Origin of the sequence: Bradyrhizobium sp. SZCCHNGR1005 (assembly GCF_032489995.1) — a bacterium.
In the GTDB taxonomy this organism is placed as follows: domain Bacteria; phylum Pseudomonadota; class Alphaproteobacteria; order Rhizobiales; family Xanthobacteraceae; genus Bradyrhizobium.
This window is the reverse complement of the sequence record NZ_JAUEZC010000004.1, coordinates 179,708-203,707: the sequence shown is the minus strand read 5'-3', so window position 1 is coordinate 203,707 and position 24,000 is coordinate 179,708. Positions and strand designations below refer to the sequence as shown.

Genomic DNA, 24,000 nt, shown 5'->3' with positions numbered 1-24,000 from the left:
GGCGCCGCCTAACGTAAATCCGGGGTCGAGTCAAAAAGCCTGACATGCTCGGTGAGCGCAAAACGGTCGGTCATGCCGGCGATGAAATTGCCGATGCGGCGGGCGCACTCCCCCTCCCCGTCACGGCCATCGCGCCATTCGGGCGGCAAGGCCGCCGGATCCTTGCGGTATCGTTCGAACAGGTCGACCACGATCCGTTCGGCCTCGCGCATCACCCGCATCACCCGCTCGTGCCGGTACATGTGGTGCCACAGGAAGCCCTTGATGCTCTTCTCGGCCGCGGCCGCCTCGGCAGAAAACGCGACCAGGGGCGCGCCGTGCCGGCGGACATCATGGGCCGACATCGGCTTGACGCGGTCGAGCCTTGCCTGGGCTTCCGCCGCCACATCTGCAATCAGGAAGGAGATCAGGTCGCGCACCAGCTCCGCACCGCGCCTGATATCGTCGAGACCCGGATAATGCCGGTCGATCGCGTCGATCATGGCGGCAATCAGCGGAATCTCTTTGAGGTCGTCGACCACGAACAGCCCGGCACGCAAGCCGTCGTCGATGTCATGGGCGTCATAGGCGATATCGTCGGCCAGCGCAGCAACCTGCGCCTCCAGCGAAGCGAAGCTCCACAGCTCCAGATCGAAGCCCGCATTGAACTCGGCGATCCCGATCGGAATGGGCTCCTGGAGCGGACCGTTATGCTTGACGACACCCTCCAACGACTCCCAGGTCAGGTTCAGGCCGTCGAACTCGGGATAGCGCTGCTCGAGCGAGGTGATCACGCGCAAAGCCTGCGCATTATGATCGAAGCCGCCATGGGCCTGCAGGCATTGGTTGAGCGCCCGCTCGCCGGCGTGCCCGAACGGCGGATGGCCAAGATCGTGCGCCAACGCCAGCGTCTCGGTCAGGTCCTCGTCGAGCCCGAGCTGGCGGGCGAGCGCCCGGGCGATCTGGGCGACTTCCAAAGAATGGGTCAGTCGCGTGCGATAATGATCGCCCTCGTGGAAAACGAAGACCTGGGTCTTGTGCTTGAGCCGGCGGAAGGCGGACGAATGGATGACCCGGTCGCAATCCCGCCGGAAAGCACTCCGGGTCCGCGACGGCGGCTCTGCGACAAGCCTGCCCCGACTGCGATCGGGATCGCAGGAATAGGGAGCGCGGGGGGCAGCCATTCCGACCGACACGGCTGATTCGACCTCCGAAGGTTTGATTCCAGCGTTCGATGCACTTAACTATGGGGCGTGCCCGATACCAAATGAATTGGGCATGACGAGTGCTCCAGGAGATCCTTTGCCATGACTGCCGCCGTCACCATCAGCGAGCGTGCCGCCCGCCGGATCGGGGAAATCCTCAAGAAGGAGGATAACGGAGCCATGCTACGCATCTCGGTCGAAGGCGGCGGCTGCTCCGGCTTCCAGTACAAGTTCGATATCGACCGCAGCAAGGCCGATGACGACCTGGTGATCCAGCGCGACCAGGCGATCGTCCTGGTCGATCCGGCCTCGGTGCCGTTCCTGGCCGGCTCGGAACTCGACTTCGTCGACGACCTGATGGGCGCCTCCTTCCGCCTCAACAATCCCAATGCCACCGCCTCCTGCGGCTGCGGCACCAGCTTCTCCGTGTAATCCCCGCCGATCAGTAGACCTCGGCCTTCCGGCCGGGCCTCGTGGGGCAGGTGGCGGCAGCGCAACCGGGATCTGGTGCGTTCAGCAGGCAAGCCGCGGCGTGTCCCGCAGCGCAAGCGCGTCCGGGGTCTGCATCAGACGTGGCCCTCGGTAACGAGAGGGCGCGGGGAAGGCCGGGAGCTCGCCGCCCCCATGGCCCGCCTGCAGAAAAGAAAGCAGGCGGCAGTCACCACAGGTTCGGCCGAGACATCCCGGCCTTCCCCGCGCGACGGTTTTAACGGCTGCTTCGTACTCTCCCTGGTGCGCCGGGCTTTTTGGCCACCATATCCGCGCGAAGCGAAGCTTCGTCGCGTCCGCGACAACGCGTAAGACGCGTTGCGCGGGGCATCAGCGTCGGGATGCCAGGACCATACGACTTTGACCGTCCGTGCCGACCTTGCGCAAGCCACGGGACTTCGATGCCGAACTGAAGGCACTGGAAGACAAGGCGCGTGAACTCAAAACCCGCAAGCTGCAGCAGCTTGGAGAACTGGCGATCGCTACGGGAGCCGACGCGCTCAGCACTGAGGAACTGGCGAGCGCTCTGATCGTGCTGGCCGAGACCAAAGATACGGACAAGAGGGCGGCGTGGGCCAAGCGCGGGGCGACGTTTTTTCGAAGCCGGTCACGGTGACCTGCACCGGCAAATGGCCGCGACACTGACAGCGCTCCGGCGCAACCGAGCGGCGCGCAATCGCCATCAGGCAGCAGGGGCGCGGCATGACATGCGCACGTGGCAGGTCGAACGCCGCAAACGCACGCGCCACCTCATCGAACTCGCCGCGTTCATCTGGATGGCCGACAAGCTCCGAAGCAACGATGGACAACGCGCCCGCGACCTATGGGCCGGAAAGGGGAAAGTAGCGTTCGACGCGGAAGGCAATGCATACGCACAAACGATCACCGCACGACACGCCCTATGATGGGCGGTGATCGATGGTGGGCGACGCGGAGAGGTCATATCTGGCTAAGAAGATATCGTTTAATATTAATTGCATTTTGCAAGTATATATTTGACACTGCGTGCTATGCCCTACGCATCGCGGTGAGGCGGGGCAATTATCCGGGTCACTACCTAGCCGCAAAGGATACAACATGACCGCAGCCCTCTTTCTCGCGACCGTGCTTTTGTGGGGTTCGGGCGCCATTGTGACGTCCCTCCAGGCAAGTGCTTCGGCTCCGGAGTTGTCGGTGGCGATCCGCATGTTTCTCGTCGGGTTAGGCATGCTCGGGTTCTCGATCGCCACCGGCAAACCGATCACGATTGCCCGTAGCGACCGCATTTGGGTGATGATGCAAGGCATATTGTTTTTCGGGCTTGCATTTATCGCCTTCTACAAGGCGACGAAGGGTATCCCGAGTGGGATCGCAGCGCTGGTGCTGTCGAGTTCTTCGCTGTTTGCCGCCATTGCCAGCCGTTTGCTGTTGAAACTGCGGATAAGCCGCCGCACAACAATTGGCATAGTTTGTGGTCTCTTTGGTCTTGGCATCGTGGCGGCCCCACAGATCTTCGCACTGCATCTCAATCCGCAAACTGTGACGGGCTTTATCTGGGCCGGCATCGCGGCGATGGCTACCGGTGCGGGGACGGCGATTGCTGCGCGTAACCAGCGGCGCGGCGTGCCAATCCCAGTGCTTATGGGTTGGGGTGCATTGTGTGGATGCGGCTTCGGATTCGCCTGGGCTGTGATTGTCGGCACGTCTCTCACAATACCTGTAACTGTTGGCTATCTGGCACAGCTTGCCTATCTGGCAATTGTCGCATCCTGCGTTACGTTTCTCATGTATTTCACCCTCATTGAGAAGGTCGGCCCTGCGCGAGCGGCCTATGCGCTAACGGTTGTTCCGATTGTTGCCATAACGATCTCCGTTATGTTCGAAGGCCTGCACGTCGATACTCGCCTCGCCTTCGGTGGTGCGACAATCCTTCTTGGCAATATCCTGGTGCTCAACGCCTGAATCGAAGCGATCAGTCACGGCCCTCTGCGATCGGAGCCCTATGTGTCAGCGGAGGGGCCCGTGAGTTGCGATCACAGCTTGAGTACCGTTTAACGGCCCACCCGCTAGTCGAGAATGCACCGGTCCATTGAAGAATATCGCCCTTAGCTCCGGTAAAATTGCCTCCGGTAAGATCAAATGCACAAAGTTTAAGCTAGCCCAAATTACTTGCAAATAGCAATTGATATCCTATCAAATCCATGTTGTAGTTTTGATCATAAGAGGCATCGCGATTGCCCGTAAAACTAGAATCTAGGGAGACATCCGAACCTAGGGAGACGTCCGAACCGCAACAACTCTGGAAGGCATATGTCCATGTATATGTCCTCGACACCGACGGAATCCGAGGTCGTCTTCTCAGGTCGCCGCTCGGCAACCTACCGCGATGCACTCCATCTCTTTCCCGATGCCTGGCTTGACGATATTGCCGCCATGCGCCACTTCCTGCAGCCGATCGACGGTCGGCGAGTCTTGGAGATTGGCGCTGGCAATGGTCATTTCAGCAGGGTGATTGCTCAAGATATCGGCCCTGCAGGCTTGTTGGTCGCAACCGATCCGTCCACTGAACAGCTTGAGGATCTCGAAGTCGAAAGTGGCGGGCGGATTAAGGTTTTCGGTCAGGCAGCGCACATGCTCGACCTGCCGATTCGTGATTTTGACATGGCTTGGTCGCGCGGCGCCGTGCATCATATTTCGGACAAGACGGCTGCCTGGAAGGCGATCGCAACCCATGTCCAACCCGGCGGCAAGCTGGTGATTGCCGACATCTTCGCCGGAACGCGACTTGCCGCATATTTCGACGATTTCATCGCGCTCAGCTGCTGTAGCGGCCACGAGGTCTCATTCCTCTCGCGGGAGTTTGCAACGAGCCTGTGTGCGCTGACCGGATGGGACAAACCTCAATTCACCGATGTCACCACCCGCTGGCGCTTCGACACCAAAGCAGATCTCGGACATTTTCTGCGATTGTTGTTCTCTGCAACCGAGATTTTCGACGACGACGACTGCCTTGTGGCAGCGGAACGCCATCTTGACGTCGTTTCCGATGGTAACGGCATCGCTCTGCTTTGGCCGATGACAGTGATGGAAACGACGCGGCTACCACCCGCAAGTTAATCATAGATGGCCGATGACAGGCGCTTGACGCTGGCCGGGACAAATCCGGCCGCGACATGACGTAGCGTGTGCGAATTTTCGGAGATCGCCTATGACATTTCCCGCCGCAAACTGTGGATCCACGGCCCCTACCCCCGGAACCGCTTTCGATCCAGATACCAGTCCATTGGTTCCAGACCTCGAGAAAATCAGCTCGGACACCACCGTCCATAGAGTTGGCTATAATGGTCGGCCCGGTGCATTTGCTGATGTTGCTTGCAGGATGGCGTTCCCATCCGCAGATCGCATCGCCATGCCGAGCTTAGAGACCGCGATTGCAAGTACTGTCCGCGGTGAAGTCGACCGGATCCTCCTGCCATGCGAAAACAGCCTGGTTGGGCGCGTGCCGGACGTGCACAAGATCGTGCCCGATAGTGGTTTGCATATCGTCGGTGAGCATTTTCAACGCGTCGAGCATTGCCTCATGGCGCCGGCAGGCACCACGCTCGCCAGTATCCGGCGCGTTCGTTCGCATCCCGTGGCACTTGGTCAAGTCAGCCGTCTTATTGCGGCGCTCGATCTCGAGGCCGTTGCCGCTCCGACGACATCGCACGCCGCCGAGCTAGTGGCGTCTCGTGCGGATCCGAGCGAGGCGGCAATTGCTTCAGATCTCGCCGCCAACCTCTACGGACTGAATATCCTCAAACGCAATGTCGAAGACGATCCACATAATACGACGCGGTTCTATGTGCTGTCCGCGGAACCTCAGGCAATCGAGCACAAAACACAGCTTCTGACGACAATCGTCTTCCGTGCCCAGAACCGGCCGGGCTGCCTCTATCACGCCATCGCCGGATTTGCCGACAATGGCATCAACATGACCAAGATCGAAAGCTATCTTGTCGGCGGTCAGTTCGTGCCATCCCGCTTCCTTTGCGAATTCGAGGGTGATCCCGCCATGCCAGAGGTGGCCGATGCGCTCGATATTCTCGCTCGTCATGCACACGAGGTCGTTGTTCTCGGCACATTTCCGATGGCTAGCCGACATCTGCGCAACCGCAGCGAGGAAGATCTCCATTCTTGGGGAACCAAGCCTCCGGCTGCCTTTCGATGGTCCAACCGTCAACAGGAAAGCGAAAACCCGCGATGACAGCCGTGATCAAACATAGCGCACACCAAAACGATCTCGCCAATGCGGCAATCGCGAAATTGAAGCTGCGTTTTGGCGATCGACTCACAACGGCGGCGGCCGTGCGAGATCAGCAGGGCCGTGACGTGAGCTGGCATCCCTCCTACCCGCCGGACGCAGTCATCTTTCCTGAAACGGCCGATGAGGTATCGCGTATTGTAGCAACCTGCCACGCCTTTGACGTGCCGGTGATCCCGTTTGGAACCGGCACATTATGCGAGGGTCATGTTGCAGCCCCCATGGGCGGAATATGCGTCGATCTCTCACGGTTGGATCAAATTCTGATGGTTCAGCCGGACGACATGACAGCGACCGTCGAGGTAGGAGTGACCCGCAAGCGCCTCAATGCCGAATTGCGCGACACAGGTCCGTTCTTCCCAGTTGATCCCCGCGCGGACGCCTCGCTTGGCGGTATGGCCTCAACGTGCGCCTCGGGCACGAATGCCATGCGTTATGGCACGATGAAAGACAATGTCATTTCACTAGGTCTCGTTCTGCCCAACGGTGATCGGATTCGGACCGCAAGCCACGCGCGCAAGTCGGCTGCAGGATACGACCACACGGCTCTGGGTGGGAACCGAAGGCACGCTCGGCATCGTGACCGAGGTGACCGTCAAGCTGCATCCAATTCCAGACCACGTCGTTGCGATTTCGGCAAGCTTCTCGACGCTAGAACAGGCGGTCGGTTTCGTGCTTGTTGCGACGAGGCTAACCGATACTTTAGCACGCATCGAACTGCTCGATGAACTGCAGGTCGAGGCCGTCAACGGTTATTCAAAACTCTCTTTGCCGATCGAGCCAACGCCTTTTATCGAACTGCACGGCAGCCGCGGCGGCTTTGCCTTTCATAGAGGTGGAGGCGCATACCACCGGAGCCAGCCGGGTTGATACGGCAGTGTCGGCGGAGGCCCGAGCCAGGCTTTGCTATCGCCTTGCAAGGGACGTCGAGCGGCGAGCACGGAATCGGCCACGGCAAAATGGCAGCGCTTGTCGCCGAGCATGGTCCGATCATCCGGGTAATGGCCGCGATCAAACGTGCGATCGATCCTCACAACATCATGAATCCAGGCAGGATTTTCAACCTCGCCGAGGCGCCGCCTTTCAATTGAGCGAGATCCATAAACCAGGGAGGTAGTGCAACATTCATGTCCAAGCAGCATGGCCCGGCTTCGATCGCCGATTTCAGAACTGCCGCGCAGCGCGCGTTGCCGAAAATGGTCTTTGATTTCTTCGACGGCGGCGCCGGCTCGGAGCTGACGCTGCTCGAAAACCGTGCGGCATTGGATCGCATCCGTCTCGTCGGTTCAGCACCGGTCGATGTCGGTCATCGCTCGGCTGCCATCACGCTCTTCGGCAAACCGCTCGCAATGCCAGTCATCATCGGCCCAACGGGGCTAGCTGGCGCGGCTTGGCCGGCAGGCGATCAAGCGCTGGCTCGCGCTGCCGGGCGAGCGGGTATTCCCTTTGTCATGAGTTCGGCAGCCAGCGCGACCATGGAAGCCGTGGCAGCCGCCAGCGAAGGCAGAAAGTGGTTTCAGCTCTACCTGTTCCGTGACCGCGAAGTAAGCCTCAGACTGCTGAAACACGCCGAGGCGCTGGGCTTCGAAGCGATTGAGATCACCGTCGACAACGCCATTCCCGGCAGACGGTTGCGCGATGCCCGCAATGGCTTTTCACTGCCGTTCCGCTGGACGCCGGGAAAGCTCTTGAGCCTCCTTGCTCATCCGGCGTGGGCATTGCGAATGGCTCGTGCCGGTGCTCCGCGTTTAGAGGTCATGGCAGCCGAGTTCGACCTCAAATCTGCGAGAACGATCGCGGAGGTGATGGAGCAACAGCTTGACCCGACCGTCTCCTGGGACGACATCGCCTTCATTCGCGATCGCTGGAAGGGGCCGTTGATCCTAAAGGGGCTGCTCAATCCGAGGCAGGGGGTCCGATCAGCAGAACTTGGGCTTGACGGTATCGTGGTCAGCAATCACGGCGGCCGACAACTCGACGGAGCCGTTGCGAGTATCGACATCCTGCCGGAATTCGTGAGCGCCGTCGGAGGCAAGCTCGCAATCCTGGTCGACAGCGGCTTTCGCAGCGGCACCGATGTTGCCAAGGCGCTGGCGCTCGGCGCAACGGCTGTGCAGGTCGGACGTGCGACACTCTATGCGTTGGCGAGTGGCGGTGAGGAAGCGGTTTTCCGGGCTCTCGGCATCATCGCCGCTGAACTCGACGTCGCTCAGGCAATGATGGGTGCACCCACCATTGCCGATCTCCGACCTTCCAAGCTTCGATTTCCCCCGGTTCTGATGCGACCTGAGCAAGTTCCGGTTCGCGAGTCCACATTGCCGCGGTCACAGTCACCCTTTGCCGCCTGATCCGCCGTCCACAAAGCCCTTTCGAGGAGATTGTCCGATGGACCGCAGAATCGTTTTATTGCATGCCCTGGCCTTGTCAGCCTTTCTGGTCCCTTTGGCCACCAATGTCGCCACGGCAGCAGACAAGACAGTGGCGCTGACCTATATCGTTGAACACCCCGCCATCGATGCCGCACGCAAGGGAATCATCGATGCGCTGGCCGACGCCGGCTTTGTCGACGGCAAGACTATCACTCTCGACGTTGCAAGCGCACAAGGCAGCATGCCGACGCAAACGCAGATCGCCAAAACTTTTGCCGGCAAAGCACCGGACCTGATCGTGGCCATCTCGACGCCGTCGGCTCAGGCCTGTCAGGCCGCGGCGAAGGGGGCAATCCCGATCGTGTTTTCCGCTGTGACGGATCCTGTTGCAGCTAAGTTGGTCAAAAGCTTTTCGCAGCCGGACGGCACGCTCACCGGCACCAGCGACAAGCAACCCCTGAATCTGACCTTTGAGTTGATCCGCAAGCTCACACCGACAGCAACGAAAGTCGGGGTCCTCTATAATGCTGGCGAGACCAACTCCGTCGCACAAGTGGCAGACATGAAGGCCGAGGCGGCAAAGCTCGGCATGAGTATCGTCGAGGCGACCGCCGCCCAGTCGGCGGCTGTGCCGGATGCCGCGCGCAGCCTCGTCGGCAAAGCCGACGCCATCCTGCTCCCGACCGACAGCACGATAGTTTCGGCCGTCGAAAGCGTGGTCAAGGTCGGCGTCGATGCGAAGATCCCTGTCTATGCCAGCGACACCAATTCCGTTGAACGCGGAGCGATGGCTGCGCTTGGGTTTAATTACTACAAGCTGGGCCGGCTGACGGGTGAGATTGCCGCAAAGGTCCTGAATGGTGCAAAGCCCGCCGACATCCCCGTCGGCACGCTCGACAGCGAGGATCTTTACCTGAACAGCGCATCGGCGAAGAAGATGGGGGTAAGCTTGTCCGAGACTGTGACACAAGCGGCCGCAAAGGTGATCGCACAATGAGCCTCATCGCCCTTTCCGGAGCCTGCGAGGCAGGCCTGTTGTTTGGCCTTGTCGCCCTTGGCGTCTTTCTCTCGTTTCGGATGCTAGACTTTCCAGATCTGACCGTCGACGGTAGCTTCCCGCTCGGTGCCTCGGTCGCAGCTTCCGCGATCATGGCCGGCGTGCAGCCCATCGTCGCAACGCTTCTAGGATTTGCCGCAGGCGCCGTGGCGGGCTTCGTAACGGCGTTCTTGTCGGTCCGGTTGAAGATCATGAACCTGCTCGCAGGAATCCTGACCATGGTTGCGCTGTTCTCGATCAACCTGCGCGTCATGGGCAAACCGAATATATCGCTCTATGGCACCGACACCATATTCTCCTGGATTGACGGAATCGCTGCACTCGGAGTCTGGGCCAACACGGTGCTGCTTCTCTGCATTGTATTAGCCGCAAAGGTTTCCGTCGATTGGTTCCTCGTCACTCAGATCGGACTGGCCTTGCGCGCAACCGGCGCCAACCCGAGAATGGCGGAGGCGCAGGGCGTCGACAACGGCCGCATGGTCATGCTGGGCATGGCATTCGCCAATGGTCTCGTCGGCCTTGCCGGCGCGCTCTATGCTGAAAGCCAGGGCGTTGCCGATGTCTCGATGGGTATCGGCACGATTGTAACCGGTCTTGCTGCAGTTATCATCGGCGAGACAGTTGTCGGCGCAGGATCTGTTGCGCGAGCCACGCTCGGCTGTATCCTTGGTGCATTGATCTATCGGCTCGTCATTGCGCTGGCGCTAGATGGCGGCATGATCGGGATCCAGGCGCAGGATCTCAACCTGGTGACTGCAATCGTGGTCGCCGTCGCCGTGATGGTTTCGAAAGCGCGGATGAAGAAGCTGCCCTCCATCAGGCGCACCCCTCTGCCTGAGCCGTCGAAAGCAGAAGGAGCTGCCTCATGATGTTGAACCTCGATTCGATCTCGGTCACGTTCAATCCTGGGACAGCTCTCGAAGTGGCCGCACTGCGTGGCGTATCGCTGGCCATCCCCAAGGGTCAGTTCGCAACGGTGATCGGCAGCAATGGCGCCGGAAAGTCGACACTCCTTTCGGCTGTTGCCGGCGCAGTCGCACCCGATCGTGGCCGGATCGTCATTGATGGCGTCGACGTTACGCGGTTGTCCACCCAGACGCGGGCGAGATTCATCGGTCGCGTATTCCAGGACCCGCGGATTGGCACCTGCGAGGCCCTTACCGTTGAGGAAAACCTTGCACTCGCTTCCGCGCGCGCTGGACGACGCGGGCTGTCCCTTGCGCTCGGTGGGCGGATGGGGCGCGCACGGTTCAAAGAACAGCTCGCTGATCTTGGTCTCGGACTCGAAACGAAGCTCAGGGCGCGGATCGGCACGCTTTCCGGCGGACAGCGACAGGCGGTGAGCCTGTTGATGGCGACATTGCTGCCGATGAAGCTACTTCTTCTCGACGAGCATACGGCGGCGCTGGATCCTAAGGCAGCGTCACGAATCCTAGCACTCTCGGCGGAGATCAGCGAACGTCAGCGACTAACGACGCTGATGGTCACGCACAGCATGCGCCATGCCCTCGACTTCGGTCAACGCACCATCATGATGAATGGAGGACGCATCGTGCTCGATGTTGAAGGCGACGAGCGGGCTGGCTACGATGTACCTGACCTGATCGCCCTATTCGGAGCGGTCAGTGGCGGTGAAGTTGCCGAAGATCGGCTTCTGCTCGCTTGATTACTGCCGCGACCGCCGGTCGCTTGTTTTCGGAACGATGTTGGAATATAGATGAAAAATGCAATTAAAAGACAATCAACACGAAGGCAGAGCGGTGGAGGAACGCGAGGATGGGAAGGCTGTCAAGCCTTCGTTTCGGCTTGACCGCTGGATACCCTACCGCATGTTCCTCGTGGCGAGCAGCACCGCGGAGCTGCTCGCTTCATACTATGGGCCGCGCTATGGGCTTTCCCAAGCCTCTTGGCGAATTCTCGCCATTGCCGGCGGCCGCCCTGGGCTTTCGAGCAAGGAAATTTGCCATGCTGGCGCGCTCGATCAGTTCGCCGTCAGTCGCGGCATCGCGCAGCTGGTCACGCTCGGCTTTGCCCAGCGCAATGCCGGCATGGGAGATCGTCGGTTCTCGGCGGTAGAATTGACGCCCCAAGGTTACAAGGTGCTGGAGGAGATAGTCGTCATCGGTCAGGCGATGGAAGCGCGTATCCTCGAGAGCCTGTCGGACGCCGAGCGCGAAAGCCTCCACACTATGCTCGATCGGATCGAAGATGCTTGTGCCGGCGCAGTCGCCCGCGGCTGGCAGGCAGTTGCTGGTGACACCAATTCGGCAAGGTTGGTCCCGCAATTCACTTCGTCGGAGTAGGCTGCCGCAGAACTTCTGCAGGCTGTGTGAGAAGTGCATACGCTCTTACGTTCACTGAGCGTTTATCGTCTGCCCTTTTGATAGCTCCTGAGGCTTACGAGCCGATCCGCCGCAAGAATCTGCTGGAAGTGTTGGCCGGTTTGGAGCCACTGGGGCCGGACGATCAGTTCACCGATGTTGATGACACCCTGCTAGCGCCGAAAGAAATTGATCTGTGAGCGTGCTCTACATTGATGAAGGCACGCGGAAAAATTCGGACATGGGATGAGTTTGCGTCGGTCAGCAAGCTGCGCAAACCTGAATGGTGGCAAAGCGAATATGGGTGGCCGTTCGCAGGCTGGAGCAGTCGCATGGCGAAGGCAGCGAATGCCGCCTATGAGGCCGCTCTGGGCGCACTCGAAAAAGCCGAGAATGTGACAGCAGGCCTGCGCTCGTCCGGCGCAAGCCTTGAACGCGGCCGCTCGCAGGTCCAAATCACCACAGTTGCTCTGCATGAGGTGGGATGCGCGAGATCATCGTTCTGATTTGCCCGACACGGCAAGCCGTAGTGCGTGCGACACGTTGGCACGACGGGCAATATGAGCGTGCGCTTCATGCGTAGACTGCCCGTCGTGCAGCGAGCGCAGCCGCACAAAGGTGCGCGGGTTCGGCAGATCGTCTCACATCTTGCGAGCGCAAGCGAAGCACTCCAGACCCGCGCACAGGACTTTCGGATTGCTTCGCCGCTACGCTCCTCGCAATGAGCTTGCGCGTCCTGCTATGAGGACTGCGCCTTGGCGATGAGTACGCCGGTGCTAACGATTTTCGCCGACTTCGTAGGACGGCCGATCTGCTTCGCGATAGTGGAACAGCGAGACGTGCAGATTGGCGTTGGAGAGATTCTGTCCGGAGCGGTCCGGATCGACGACCATCTCGACATAGATGTCCAGTTCGCCGTCACGTCCCTCTTGCAACGCAATGCCTTCGACCTCGCGATCGCCGGCGGGCGTGGGGAGACGAAACAACTCTTCCACATGGCCGTTGTGCAGATTGGCGCGGTACACCGACTGCGTCGTGTTGTTCGAAGACATATAGAGCCAGTCGCCGTGGACTTTCGCGCCCTGAATGTTTTCCAGAGCCATGTCCATCGTGATGGTGCCGATGAACTTCCAGTCCTGCAGATTGTAGACGTTGATGGTGTTTCCGCTCTGCCACTCCTTGCCATAGCCCCGCTGGTGCTTGGCGTCGACGGCGACCCAGCTCGCGACATCCTTCTTCGGATTGCTCGGCGCGCCCGTCAGCTCATAGACGATCCCGGTGTAGCTCAGATCGCGTGCGTTGAAGAGCGCGACATGGCCGTTGGTATAGCCGCGGGTGGTGTCGAGCGACGCATAGATCACGCCGTCGCTGTAATCGATGTCTCCGATGTGATCCAACCCCTGAGCGAGCAGGTTTGCCGGAATCCCCGGCACGAGGTTGGCAGGCAACTGGAATGACGAGTTGCGTTGAAGCGAGTTGAATTTGCGGTCGGCGATCTCCAGGCCGTATTGCCAGGAGAAGAACCAGCGACGGCCGTCCGTCGCCATGCCTTGCGACCGATACAGGCCGGTGAAGGAGTTCGGCGGATTCTGCAGAAAGAACTGCTTCTCTTCGACAAGCTTCCACTGCTTCGTGGCACCATGATCCTCGTGCTCATGCCCCGGCACGTGCCACTCCAATTGCAGGCGCTCGCTGGCCGCATGAGCCGGCGCGAACTCTGTGGCACCGATCGCCAGTGCCGAAAAGGCCAGCGCGGTTGAGCGCATCAACGTAAGAGAAAACTTCATCGAGAATCCTTCACAATCAAATCGGTCAATCATGCCGCATCGGCATGGCAGCGCTAACTAGTGGCGGCGTGTGAACCCGTGATGAAGTTCGCGTGAACGGACAGGCCATCGAGCGGGCTTGACCGAGACCGCCTTGGCTTGGTCTAACCACGTGGTCCGCCTCATCCCCTTCGGAACTCCGCCATGCGCATCGCCACCTGGAACGTCAATTCGGTCCGGCAACGGATCGAACATCTCATGACCTGGCTGAAGGAGTGCTCGCCCGACATCGTCTGCCTGCAGGAGATCAAATGCACCGACGATGCCTTCCCGCGACTCGAGATCGAGGCGCTGGGCTACAATGTGGTGACGCACGGACAAAAGACCTTCAACGGCGTGGCGCTGCTCTCGAAGCTGCCGTTCGACGAGACCAAGTCGGGGCTTGCCGGGGACGACGAGGACGTGCATGCGCGCTTCATCGAGGGCGTGGTCAGCCTGAAGCAGGGCGTGGTCCGGATCGCCTGCCTCTATCTGCCCAACGGCAATCCGGCCAATACCGAGAAATATCCTTACAAGCTGAAGTGGATGTCGCGCCTGCGCGATTATGCCTGTGAACGGCTGAAGACCGAGGAGCCGCTGGTGCTCGCCGGCGACTTCAACGTGATTCCGCAGGCGGTCGACGTTCACAATCCGGACGCCTGGGTCACCGATGCGCTGTTCCGCCCGGAGACCCGCGAGAGCTTTCAGGCCCTGCTGGGCCTCGGCCTCACCGACGCACTGCGCGCGGTCACCGATGCGCCGGGCCAGTACACCTTCTGGGACTACCAGGCCGGGGCCTGGCAGAAGAATCAGGGCCTGCGAATCGATCACCTGCTGCTGTCGCCGCAGGCCGGTGACCGGCTGGTCGAGGTCGGCATCGACAGCTATGTGCGGGCCTGGGAGAAGCCATCCGATCACGTGCCGATCTGGGCGGATTTCGATCTCGAAGCGGCGTAAGGCTTTCAACCTTCCCCCGAGGATCACTCATCATGATCAGCAGACGCGACCTCCTTCCGCTTGCCCTCTCTCCACTCCTCGCTGTCAGTCTCACGCCGCGCGCGCGGGCGCGCGATCTCGCCGGCGTCGACGCCGCGCTCACCAAGCTCGAAGCCGATAGTGGCGGCCGATTCGGCGTCGCACTGCTGGACACGGCAAGCGGCGAGCTTGCAGGCCATCGCCTCGACGAGCGCTTTCCGATGTGCAGCACCTTCAAGGTGCTGGCCGCCGCAGCGATCCTCGCCAGGGTCGACGCGGGCGCCGAGCAGCTCGCGCGTCGCATCCGCTTCGCCCAGGCCGACATCTTGTCCTACGCCCCGGTCACCAAGACGCATCTCGATTCCGGAATGACGGTCGCCGAGCTGTGCGAGGCCGCCGTCACGCTCAGCGACAACACGGCCGCCAACCTCCTGCTGGCCTCGTTCGGCGGCCCGCCCGCTCTGACGCATCATGCGCAGTCCCTCGGCGACTCGCTCACGCGTCTCGATCGCATCGAGCCCGATCTCAACGAGGCCACGCCCGGCGATGTCAGGGATACGACAACGCCGGCTGCGATGGCGCGAACGCTGGCGAAGCTCACCACGGGCGAAGCGCTCTCGCCCGCCTCGCGCGAGCTGCTGATCGGCTGGATGGTCGGCTGCAAGACCGGCGCGTCCAGGCTGCGCGCAGGGCTCCCGAGCAACTGGCGCATCGGCGACAAGACCGGCTCCGGCGGGCATGGCAGCAGCAACGACATCGCGGTGATCTGGCCGCCGGGCCGCGCGCCGCTGATCCTGACCAGCTATTTGACCGAGACCGATAACGCGTCCGACGACAAGCGCAACGCAGTTCATGCCGAAGTCGGACGGATCGTGGCACGGCAGTTCGGCTAGAGCACGGTCCGGAAAACTGGAAACCGGTTTTCCCTCGCGACAAACGCCATAGGCGTTTGCGCGGAGATCATGCTCAATCAGAGAGATGAGATCATGATGCGATTCTTTCCAATCGCATCATGATCTAACGCGGCGCGACAGAAAGCACCTTGAACATCGGATACGACGCCGCCGTGCCGAACTTGCCGACAACGGGTCCGTCGTCGACATAGCCACGCGCGAGATAGAATCGATGCGCGGTCTCGGTGCTGAGCAACGTCACACGCCGGGCGCCGCGCTCGGCCGCACGGGCCTCGAGCGCGGCCAGCAGCGCGGAACTGACGCCGGAGAAGCGCGCCTGCGGAGCGACATAGTTCAGGGTGATCTCGCCGCTATCCCGGACACCGCCCACCGCGACGATGGCTCTGTCTCGGATCGCGACCAGCAGGGAGCGGCCGTCATTGTCGGCCCAGGTGGCGACATTCTCGGAGGTCTTGTTGGCCAGCCAGCGGCTCAGAATATCCGCGTCATTGCGGTGATCGGCGCTGCAGAGCTGCGCGATCGAGGCGCGCAACACGGCGCAGGCCTCATGCCCATCGGCGGGCGTCGCATCTCGGATGATCATCGCGTCCCCTCTTCAGTCGGGGACTCGCTGCATTCCCCGTCAGTCCCGCTTGCCCTGAACCCAGTGCTCGAGCATCTGCAGCGCCATGGCGCGGTCATCATCGGAGGCCTGCGCAAAGGCGCGGTTATAGCTCTCCTTGATCCAAGCCTCGTCGGCGCCTGCCCCTTCCCGCGCCAGGGTCAGGAACATCAGCCCGCGCGCGGGCTGGCGCGGCAGCCGATCGCCGTTGAACAGCATCTGGCCGAGCAGCGCCTGGGCCTGGTGCTGGCCCTTCTGGGCCGCCAGACCGAGCCAGCGCGCGCCGTAGCGGAAGTCGTCCCGCGAAGCGTCCGAGGTCTTCAGATACAGCCGCGCCAGATCATATTGAGCGTCGGCATTGCCGAAATAGGACGCAGCATAGGAGAACATCTCCCGCGCCCGGTCCGTGTCTGGCTTGACCTTCGAGTTCGGGATGCCGCTCAGATAATACCGGCCGAGCGCAACGAAGGCGTTCGCCACGATCTGCGCCTGCGGCGCCGACGGACTATCCTCGGCATGGGCATTGGCGATCCGGCTGAAATAGTCAAATGCACGCAGATCGTCCTGCGCGACGCCGTCGCCGGCAGCGTACATGCGCCCGAGCTTCCACTGCGCAATCGGATGACCCTCGTCCGCCGCATATTGCAGCGCCGTCAGCGAGGTCGGCTGCGGCGCCGCGGTCGCGGCGGTCTGCGGTACCGCCTTCCGCAACGCCGCCGCACCGGCGGCGGACGGAACCGTGGCTACAGGGATGGTCGGCTCCTGATTGACCGGTGCACCGTCGAATGCAAACGACGGCTGCGCCAGCGCCAACGGGGCGACGCCCAACATCAATGCAAAAATGATACGGTCAGATGTCCGCATAGCAATATGTCTCTTGCGCACTACCGGGGTGGGTGACGGCCCCCGCCACTGCTGGCCCAACCTGCTGGGCATATTTCCAAAGCACGCCCGACATATGATTCGTCGCGCGCGGCTGCCATTTGGTTTTGCGTTCCGCAAGCTCGGCGTCGGTCAAATTTACGTTAAGCCGACCGGCGATTGCGTCGATCTCGATGATGTCGCCGTCCTCGATCAGTGCGATCGGGCCGCCGACCGCGGCTTCCGGCCCGATATGCCCGATGCAGAAGCCGCGGGTCGCACCTGAGAACCGGCCGTCGGTGATAAGCGCGATCTTACCGCCCATGCCCTGGCCGGTCAGCGCCGCCGTGGTCTGCAGCATCTCTCGCATGCCCGGGCCACCGCGCGGTCCCTCATAGCGGATGACGATGACTTCGCCTTCCTTGTAGGTGCGCTTCTGAACCGCCTCGAAGGCGTCCTCTTCCCGGTCGAAGCAGCGGGCCGGCCCAGTGAATTTCAAATTCGACATACCCGCGACTTTCACGATCGCGCCCTCCGGCGCGAGATTGCCTTTCAGACCGACGACACCTCCGGTCGCAGTGATCGGCTGATCAGCCGGCCTCACCACATCCTGGTGCGGATTCCATTTCACGCCTTTGAGGTTTTCGGCGATCGTCCGGCCGGTGACTGTGAGGCAGTCGCCATGCAAATAGCCATGATCGAGCAACGTCTTCATCAGAAGCGGAATGCCACCAGCTTCGAACAGGTCTTTGGCGACATAGCGGCCGCCCGGCTTCAAATCCGCGATATATGGTGTCTTTTTGAAGACTTGAGCTACATCAAACAAATCGAATTTGAGGCCGGCTTCATGCGCGATCGCTGGTAGATGCAACGCAGCATTCGTCGAGCCGCCGGACGCCGCGACCACGGCCGCAGCGTTCTCCAGCGACTTGCGGGTGACGATATCGCGCGGCCGGATGTTGGCGGCGATCAGCTCCATCACCTGCTCGCCGGCGGTCATGCAGAAAGCGTCGCGGATCTCATAAGGTGCTGGAGCGCCAGCGGAATATGGCAGCGCAAGGCCGATCGCCTCGGAGACGGTCGCCATCGTGTTGGCCGTGAACTGGGCGCCGCAGGCTCCCGCCGACGGACAGGCGACGCGCTCGAGTTCGTCGAGGTCGGCGTCCGACATCGCCCCCACCGAGTGCTTGCCGACCGCCTCGAACATGTCCTGCACGGTGACCTGCTGGCCGCGGAAATTGCCGGGCAGGATCGAGCCGCCATAGATGAAGATCGAGGGCACATTCAGCCGCACCATCGCCATCATCATGCCGGGCAGCGATTTGTCGCAGCCGGCCAGCCCGACCAGCGCGTCATAGGAATGGCCGCGGATGGTGAGCTCGACCGAATCGGCAATGCACTCACGGGACGGCAGCGAGGAGCGCATGCCATCGTGGCCCATCGCGATGCCGTCGGTCACGGTGATGGTGCAGAACTCGCGCGGCGTGCCGCCGGCATGCGCGACGCCCTTCTTCACCGCCTGTGCCTGCCGCATCAGGGCGATGTTGCAGGGGGCAGCCTCGTTCCAGCAGGAGGCGACGCCGACGAAGGGCTGGTGGATCTGGGCCGTGGTGAGGCCCATCGCATAGAGGTAGGACCGATGGGGCGCGCGTTCAGGACCTTCCGTCACGTGACGGCTGGGCAACCTGCGCTTGATGTCGGTCTTGGCGTCCATCGCGAATCTGGCTTTCGCCGACACCAATGCGAGACAAGAAAACCCGTTTCCCTGAAATGGATTTTCTCTCCCTCACGCGCCGGTCACTCACTGAAAGCAATATTTCACGAAGGGGTGTGGCCAAAAAGCGGCGCAGTCGTGGAGGGCCTGAGATTGCAACGTGACGCTCGCAATCTGTTGCGATCTCGCAACGTTCGTGGCCGGCACGCAACCATTTTCGGTTATATAATACCTTGACGGCCAACCACCTCGGCCCGTGTGACGCGCGGATTCAGCCCCTACGGCCAAGCGGGGCCTGAGCGAGGATCCCGGAGACCCAGTCCAGGAACACCCGCAGGCGCAAGGTCAGCTGGCGATTCTGCGGATACAGCGCCGAGAGCGGGGTCGGCGACGGCGGGTAATCGGTCAGGATCTCGACCAGCGCGCCTTCGGCGAGATCGTCCGCAAAGCGGTAGCGCGGCGCCTGGACCAGGCCCAGCCCGAGCTTGGCGAGGTCGGCCGAGGTGTCGGAATTGTTGACCGTGACGCGGCTCGGCAGCGTCACCTGCCGGACCGTCCCGCCGGCGCAGAATTCGAGCGGCAGCACCTCTCCGGTCCGCGACGAGATGAAGCCGACCATCTGGTGGCCATCGAGCTCGTCGGGCGTCGCCGGCATGCCGTGCTTGGCGAGATAGGCCGGGCTTGCGACGGTGATCTCCTCGATCATGCCGAGCCGACGGAGAATCATCCCGCTATCCTCCGGCTCGCCGGCGCGGATCACGCAATCGACGCCCTCTCGCAGCAGATCGACCAGGCGATCGCCCTGCCCGATCCGCAGATCGAGGAGCGGATAGCGCGCCAGGAAGTCCGGCAGATGCGGCAGCAGGAAGGTGCGCGTGAGGTGCGGATGCGCATCGATCCGCAACAGCCCGCGGGGCTGAGCTTCGCGCAACGCGACCTCCGCCTCCTCCAATTCGGCCAGGATGGCAACGCAGCGCCGATAATATTCCTCGCCGTCCAGGGTCGGCGTGACATGCCGGGTGCTCCGCTCCAGCAGCCGTGCGCCGAGACGAGCCTCGAGCTGTTGCAGCGTTTCACTCGCCGTCGAGCGGGGCACGCCGAGGTCGGCGGCCGCCGTCGTGAAGCTCCGGCGCTCCACCAGCCGGACGAACAGGCGCATCGCATCGAACCGATCCATGCGCGATTGTTCGCTTGGCCCGACAAGTCATGTCAAGTTGCCCGGGATGATCTGCCCCGACAGCCCAGCTATCGATCTCGCACCGAGACAGGACCGATACGGAGCTGGACATGCCATTTGCGAACATCAAGGTGCCACAGGCCGCGCTTTCCAAGGCGCAGAAGGAGGAGATCGTGCATCGCGTGACCTCCATGTTCGTCGACTATTTCAGCGAGGCGGCGCGGCCTCACGCCATGGTGCTGATCGAGGAGGTGCCCGACGGCGGCTATGGACGCGCCGACGAGGTGTTCGTGATCCCGCAAGCCTACCGCGCAAAGGACTGATGAACGCGCCTACCTACTCCGTAGAGACGCCGGCCGCCTTGATCATCGGCCACCATTTGCCGATCTCGGCGCGCTGCTGCGCGCCCAGCGCCTCCGGCGTGAGCTGATCCGGCGGCGTCATCTGCAGTCCCAAATTCTTGAGCTGCTTCTGCACCTCCGGGTCGTTCAACGCGGCCACGGCGGCGGCATTGAGCTTGGCAATGACGTCGCGGGGCGTCCGCTTCGGCACCCACAGGCCCGACCACAGCGTCATATGAAAGCCCGGCAGCCCCGTTTCGTCGGTGGTCGGAATCTCCGGCGCGCTCTCGACGCGCTTGTCATCGGTCACGGCATAGGCCCGGATCGTGCCGGCGCGCACCTGATTGATCGAGTTCGAGGTCTGGTCGACGATGAGATCGATCTGACCGGCGACGAGATCGTTCAGCGCGGGTCCGGTCCCGCGATAGGGCACGAATTGCAGCTTGATGCCGGTGGCCTGTTCGAAATAGAGCCCGGCGATATGGCTGCCGGAGCCGTTGCCGGCCGTGCCGGCGGTGGCCGGCTCGGGACGCGATTTGAGCCAGGCCAGCAGTTCGGCCAGCGATTTCGCCGGCACCGCGGTCTTGCTGACGATGATCATCGGGTTGCTCGGCAACAGCACCACGGGCTCGAGATCGGCCACGAGGTCATAACCGAGCTTGTAGACCGCGCCGTTGGCGACGTGGGTGCCGAGATGGCCGAAGCTGACCGTGTAGCCGTCCGGCGCCGAGCGTACCGCGCGGCCGACACCGATCGAACCGCCGGCGCCGGTCACGTTCTCGATCAGCACGGCCTGGCCGAGCGTCCGCTTCATGTGCTCACCCAGGATCCGCATCATTGCGTCCGACGGGCCGCCGGCCGCGAACGGCACGATCACGGTGATCGGACGCGAAGGGTAGTCATCGGCGCGAGCGGGCGCGGCCAAGGCCGATAGCGCGAACAGGACAGCACAAAGCAAGCGTCGCATCACGTCCTCCCTCCTGGAGCATGATCTTCGCGGAAAAGCGCTACGCGCTTGTCCGGATCATGCCGAGGCCGCGGTGCTGATCGTTACTTAGAATTGCGCGTAGTCGATCGGCTGGTGACGATCGAGCGTGCGGGCAACCGGCGGCAGCGGATATTTAAGCCCTGTCGCGCAATTGAACAGCATCACGCGGTCATTTTTTGTGACGCGCCCGTCGGCAAGACTCTGCTTGTAGGCCGCATAGGTCGCAGCTCCTTCCGGACACAAGAGCAGCCCCTCCTCGCGCGCCACTTCAGTCAGCGCCGACGAAATCTTCTCGTCATCGACCGCGATGGCGAAGCCTTTGCTCTCGCGAACGGCGCGGAGGATCAGAAAATCTCCGACCGCCTGCGGCACCCGGATGCCCGACGCGATCGTATGCGCATCTTCCCAGCGCGTCGCATGCTCGACACCTGCTTCAAAGGCACGCACCATCGGCGCGCAGCCCGAGGCCTGCACCGCGACCATGCGCGGGCGCTTGCTGCCGATGAAGCCGATCTTCTCCAATTCGTCGAACGCCTTCCACATGCCGATCAGGCCGGTGCCGCCGCCGGTCGGATAGAAGATCACATCGGGCACGTCCCAGCCGAGCTGCTCGGCGAGCTCGAGCCCCATCGTCTTCTTGCCCTCGATCCGGTACGGCTCCTTCAAGGTGGAGGTATCGAACCAGCCGACCTTGGCCTTGCCCTCGCCAACGATCTTGCCGCAGTCGTCGATCAGGCCGTTGACGCGGTAGACGGTCGCGCCCTGCAGCTCGATCTCGCTGACATTCACCTCCGGCGTATCCGCCGGGCAGAAGATGGTGGTCTTGATGCCGCAGCGGGTCGCATACGCCGCGAGCGCCGCACCGGCGTTACCGTTGGTCGGCATCGCCATGTGCTTGATGCCGAGCGCCTTGCCCATCGACACCGCCATGACCAGCCCGCGCGCCTTGAACGAGCCGGTCGGCAGCCGCCCCTCGTCCTTCACGATGATCTCGCCGCCGCCGAGCTTGGCCGAGAGCTTCGGCAGGTTGATCAGCGGGGTCATGACCTCGCCGAGGCTGACGATGTCCCGGCATTTGCGCACAGGCAGCAGTTCGCGATAGCGCCACAGGTCCGCGGGACGCTGGCCGAGCGCCTCCTTGCTCAACGACTTTTTGACGCCGGCAAGATCATAGCGCACCAGCAGCGGCTTGCCAGCCTTGGAAAGGTTATGGACATGATCCGCCGGATAGTGGTCGCCTTCCATCGCGCATTCGAGATGGGTGACGAAAGTCGGGCGCTCGATGGTGAGGTTGTCGCTGGATTGCACGGCCTGTTTCTTTCCTGCGTCGATCGCAATTCGTTGCGCGTCATTGCGAGGAGCGCGAGCGACGAAGCGATCCAGACCGATTCTGCAGACGCATGTCTGGATTGCTTCGCTTCGCTCGCAATGACTGTCATTCAGATGTTCAGCACGCGCCCGTAAGCGTCGAGCACGGCTTCCTTCATCATCTCCGACAGGGTCGGATGCGGGAACACCGTGTGCATCAGCTCTTCCTCGGTCGTCTCCAGATTCATCGCGACGACATAACCCTGGATCAGCTCGGTGACCTCGGCGCCGATCATATGCGCGCCGAGCAGCTGGCCGGTCTTCTTGTCGAAGATCACCTTGACCAGGCCCTGGTCTTCTCCGAGTGCAATCGCCTTGCCGTTGCCGACGAACGGGAAGCGGCCGACGCGGATCTCGCGCCCCTGCTCTTTCGCCTTCGCTTCGGTCAGGCCGACGGAAGCGACTTGCGGATTGCAATAGGTACAGCCCGGAATCATGAGCTTGTCCATCGGATGCGGATGCAGGCCCTTGATGGCTTCGACGCAGATCACGCCCTCATGCTCGGCCTTGTGCGCGAGCATCGGGGGACCCGCGACGTCGCCGATGGCGTAGATGCCGGGTACGTTGGTCTTGCCATAGCCATCGATCACGATGCAGCCGCGCTCGGTCTTCACCCCGAGCTTCTCGAGCCCGAGATTCTCGATGTTGCCGACCACGCCGACCGCCGAGATCACGCGCTCGAACTCGACCGTCTGCAGCTTGCCTGGGGCCTCCTCGATGGTCGCCACCACGCTGTCGGCCTTCTTCTCCAGCTTCTTCACGCCGGCGCCGGTGAGGATCTTGATGCCCTGTTTCTCGAAGCGCTTGCGCGCCAGGCCCGCAATCTCCGCATCCTCGACCGGGAGGATCTGCGGCAGCACCTCGACCACGGTGACGTCGGAGCCCATGGTGTGGAAGAAGGATGCGAATTCGATGCCGATCGCGCCGGAGCCGATCACCAGCAGCGACTTCGGCATCTTCTCCGGCACCATCGCCTCGAAATAGGTCCAGATCAGCTTCTTGTCCGGCTCGAGCCCCGGCAGCACGCGCGGCCGCGCGCCGGTCGCGACGATGATGTGCTTGGCCTGATAGGTGCCCTCGCCGAGCGCACCCTTCGGCGCTTCGACGTCCGATTTGGTCACTGTTATCTTGCCGGGCGCGTCGATCGTGGCGCGGCCCCAGATCACCGAGACCTTGTTCTTCTTCATCAGGAAACCGACGCCGTCGTTCAGCCGCTTCGAGACGCCGCGCGAGCGAGCGACCACCGCCTTCGGATCATATTTGATGTTGTCGGCGGACAGCCCGTAATCCTTGGCGTGCTGCATGTAGTGATAGATCTCGGCCGAGCGCAGCAGCGCCTTGGTCGGGATGCAGCCCCAGTTCAGGCAGATACCGCCGAGGTAGGATTTCTCGATGATCGCGGTCTTGAGGCCGAGCTGGGCAGCGCGGATCGCGGCCACATAGCCGCCGGGGCCGGAGCCGATGATGATGACGTCAAAGTTCGTGTCGGCCATAACGGTTCCGATCTCAGCTTGGATTTGTAGGGTGGGCAAAGCGAAGCGTGCCCACCGTCAA

25 protein-coding genes and 3 pseudogenes are annotated in these 24,000 nt (G+C 62.0%); 19 read left to right on the top strand and 9 right to left on the bottom strand.

Annotated elements, in window-relative coordinates:
- Positions 1-8 precede the first annotated feature (8 nt).
- Entirely contained in the window at positions 9-1,175 is a 1,167-nt protein-coding gene (locus QXZ85_RS18680; RefSeq protein WP_315704134.1) for a deoxyguanosinetriphosphate triphosphohydrolase, read from the bottom strand.
- Between the two features lie 111 nt (positions 1,176-1,286).
- Between QXZ85_RS18680 and erpA the strand changes: the two genes are divergently transcribed.
- From erpA to QXZ85_RS18600, 16 genes and pseudogenes are all read left to right on the top strand, one after another.
- A complete protein-coding gene (gene erpA, locus QXZ85_RS18675; protein WP_315704135.1) occupies positions 1,287-1,616 on the top strand; it encodes an iron-sulfur cluster insertion protein ErpA in 330 nt (109 codons plus the stop codon).
- A 436-nt stretch (positions 1,617-2,052) separates the two neighbouring features.
- Positions 2,053-2,379: pseudogene (locus QXZ85_RS18670) on the top strand (conjugal transfer protein TraD).
- 1 nt (position 2,380) lies between these two features.
- A complete protein-coding gene (locus QXZ85_RS18665; protein WP_315744517.1) occupies positions 2,381-2,578 on the top strand; it encodes a conjugal transfer protein TraD in 198 nt (65 codons plus the stop codon).
- A gap of 172 nt (positions 2,579-2,750) precedes the next feature.
- Positions 2,751-3,614 (top strand): DMT family transporter, encoded by an 864-nt coding sequence (locus QXZ85_RS18660; RefSeq protein WP_315744516.1) that lies wholly within the window; start codon positions 2,751-2,753, stop codon positions 3,612-3,614.
- A 348-nt stretch (positions 3,615-3,962) separates the two neighbouring features.
- Positions 3,963-4,769, top strand: a complete 807-nt coding sequence (locus QXZ85_RS18655; RefSeq protein WP_315744515.1) for a class I SAM-dependent methyltransferase — start codon at positions 3,963-3,965, stop codon at positions 4,767-4,769.
- A 91-nt stretch (positions 4,770-4,860) separates the two neighbouring features.
- Complete coding sequence (locus QXZ85_RS18650; protein ID WP_315744513.1) at positions 4,861-5,898, top strand: prephenate dehydratase domain-containing protein; 1,038 nt, start codon at positions 4,861-4,863, stop codon at positions 5,896-5,898.
- Positions 5,859-6,446: pseudogene (locus tag QXZ85_RS18645) on the top strand (FAD-binding oxidoreductase); the annotation flags it as partial. The gene QXZ85_RS18650 and the pseudogene QXZ85_RS18645, both read left to right, overlap by 40 nt.
- Positions 6,447-6,534: 88 nt before the next feature.
- Positions 6,535-6,825 (top strand): hypothetical protein, encoded by a 291-nt coding sequence (locus tag QXZ85_RS18640; RefSeq protein ID WP_315767921.1) that lies wholly within the window; start codon positions 6,535-6,537, stop codon positions 6,823-6,825.
- A gap of 44 nt (positions 6,826-6,869) precedes the next feature.
- Entirely contained in the window at positions 6,870-7,046 is a 177-nt protein-coding gene (locus QXZ85_RS18635) for an FAD-binding oxidoreductase (protein WP_315767810.1), read from the top strand.
- A 36-nt stretch (positions 7,047-7,082) separates the two neighbouring features.
- Positions 7,083-8,303, top strand: a complete 1,221-nt coding sequence (locus QXZ85_RS18630) for an alpha-hydroxy acid oxidase (protein ID WP_315744511.1) — start codon at positions 7,083-7,085, stop codon at positions 8,301-8,303.
- Between the two features lie 37 nt (positions 8,304-8,340).
- Complete coding sequence (locus QXZ85_RS18625; protein WP_315764142.1) at positions 8,341-9,321, top strand: ABC transporter substrate-binding protein; 981 nt, start codon at positions 8,341-8,343, stop codon at positions 9,319-9,321.
- The gene (locus QXZ85_RS18620) at positions 9,318-10,250 is read left to right on the top strand and encodes an ABC transporter permease (RefSeq protein ID WP_315744507.1); all 933 of its coding nucleotides are present in this window, start codon (positions 9,318-9,320) and stop codon (positions 10,248-10,250) included. Before QXZ85_RS18625 ends, QXZ85_RS18620 begins: the two co-directional genes overlap by 4 nt.
- Positions 10,250-11,047 carry an ABC transporter ATP-binding protein gene (locus QXZ85_RS18615; RefSeq protein ID WP_315744519.1) on the top strand — a complete coding sequence of 266 codons (798 nt, stop codon included), beginning with the start codon at positions 10,250-10,252 and terminating at the stop codon, positions 11,045-11,047. The genes QXZ85_RS18620 and QXZ85_RS18615 overlap by 1 nt, the downstream gene beginning before the upstream one ends.
- A 58-nt stretch (positions 11,048-11,105) precedes the next feature.
- On the top strand, positions 11,106-11,684 hold the full coding sequence (locus tag QXZ85_RS18610) for a MarR family transcriptional regulator (RefSeq protein ID WP_315744505.1): 579 nt from the start codon (positions 11,106-11,108) through the stop codon (positions 11,682-11,684).
- 98 nt (positions 11,685-11,782) lie between these two features.
- Positions 11,783-11,902 (top strand): annotated as a pseudogene (locus QXZ85_RS18605) (AbrB/MazE/SpoVT family DNA-binding domain-containing protein); the annotation flags it as partial.
- A gap of 12 nt (positions 11,903-11,914) precedes the next feature.
- Positions 11,915-12,208, top strand: coding sequence for a hypothetical protein (locus tag QXZ85_RS18600; protein ID WP_315744504.1), 294 nt, complete (start codon positions 11,915-11,917; stop codon positions 12,206-12,208).
- A gap of 270 nt (positions 12,209-12,478) precedes the next feature.
- Here QXZ85_RS18600 and QXZ85_RS18595 read toward each other — a convergent pair whose 3' ends face one another.
- The gene (locus QXZ85_RS18595; RefSeq protein WP_315744503.1) at positions 12,479-13,489 is read right to left on the bottom strand and encodes a PEP-CTERM sorting domain-containing protein; all 1,011 of its coding nucleotides are present in this window, start codon (positions 13,487-13,489) and stop codon (positions 12,479-12,481) included.
- Positions 13,490-13,672: 183 nt separating this feature from the next.
- On the opposite strand from QXZ85_RS18595, the gene xth reads away from it, so the two are divergent.
- Positions 13,673-14,464 carry an exodeoxyribonuclease III gene (gene xth / locus QXZ85_RS18590; RefSeq protein WP_315704137.1) on the top strand — a complete coding sequence of 264 codons (792 nt, stop codon included), beginning with the start codon at positions 13,673-13,675 and terminating at the stop codon, positions 14,462-14,464.
- 32 nt (positions 14,465-14,496) lie between these two features.
- A complete protein-coding gene (gene bla, locus QXZ85_RS18585; protein WP_315744502.1) occupies positions 14,497-15,375 on the top strand; it encodes a class A beta-lactamase in 879 nt (292 codons plus the stop codon).
- A gap of 124 nt (positions 15,376-15,499) precedes the next feature.
- Here the strand turns inward: bla and QXZ85_RS18580 are convergent, their stop codons facing one another.
- The 4 genes from QXZ85_RS18580 to QXZ85_RS18565 form a co-directional block, all read right to left on the bottom strand.
- A complete protein-coding gene (locus QXZ85_RS18580) occupies positions 15,500-15,979 on the bottom strand; it encodes a GNAT family N-acetyltransferase (RefSeq protein ID WP_315744501.1) in 480 nt (159 codons plus the stop codon).
- A gap of 39 nt (positions 15,980-16,018) precedes the next feature.
- Positions 16,019-16,861, bottom strand: coding sequence for a tetratricopeptide repeat protein (locus QXZ85_RS18575; protein ID WP_315704140.1), 843 nt, complete (start codon positions 16,859-16,861; stop codon positions 16,019-16,021).
- On the bottom strand, positions 16,848-18,572 hold the full coding sequence (gene ilvD / locus QXZ85_RS18570; protein ID WP_315728940.1) for a dihydroxy-acid dehydratase: 1,725 nt from the start codon (positions 18,570-18,572) through the stop codon (positions 16,848-16,850). The genes QXZ85_RS18575 and ilvD overlap by 14 nt, the downstream gene beginning before the upstream one ends.
- A 271-nt stretch (positions 18,573-18,843) precedes the next feature.
- Positions 18,844-19,749: a LysR family transcriptional regulator gene (locus QXZ85_RS18565; RefSeq protein WP_315767807.1), complete on the bottom strand. Its 906-nt coding sequence runs from the start codon at positions 19,747-19,749 to the stop codon at positions 18,844-18,846.
- A 110-nt stretch (positions 19,750-19,859) separates the two neighbouring features.
- Between QXZ85_RS18565 and QXZ85_RS18560 the strand changes: the two genes are divergently transcribed.
- Positions 19,860-20,072, top strand: a complete 213-nt coding sequence (locus QXZ85_RS18560) for a 4-oxalocrotonate tautomerase family protein (protein WP_315704143.1) — start codon at positions 19,860-19,862, stop codon at positions 20,070-20,072.
- A gap of 13 nt (positions 20,073-20,085) precedes the next feature.
- Here QXZ85_RS18560 and QXZ85_RS18555 read toward each other — a convergent pair whose 3' ends face one another.
- The 3 genes from QXZ85_RS18555 to lpdA form a co-directional block, all read right to left on the bottom strand.
- Complete coding sequence (locus tag QXZ85_RS18555; RefSeq protein ID WP_315704144.1) at positions 20,086-21,057, bottom strand: tripartite tricarboxylate transporter substrate binding protein BugD; 972 nt, start codon at positions 21,055-21,057, stop codon at positions 20,086-20,088.
- 87 nt (positions 21,058-21,144) lie between these two features.
- Positions 21,145-22,386: a threonine synthase gene (locus QXZ85_RS18550; protein ID WP_315767805.1), complete on the bottom strand. Its 1,242-nt coding sequence runs from the start codon at positions 22,384-22,386 to the stop codon at positions 21,145-21,147.
- Between the two features lie 131 nt (positions 22,387-22,517).
- Positions 22,518-23,939 (bottom strand): dihydrolipoyl dehydrogenase, encoded by a 1,422-nt coding sequence (lpdA, locus tag QXZ85_RS18545; protein ID WP_315704146.1) that lies wholly within the window; start codon positions 23,937-23,939, stop codon positions 22,518-22,520.
- Positions 23,940-24,000: the final 61 nt, after the last annotated feature.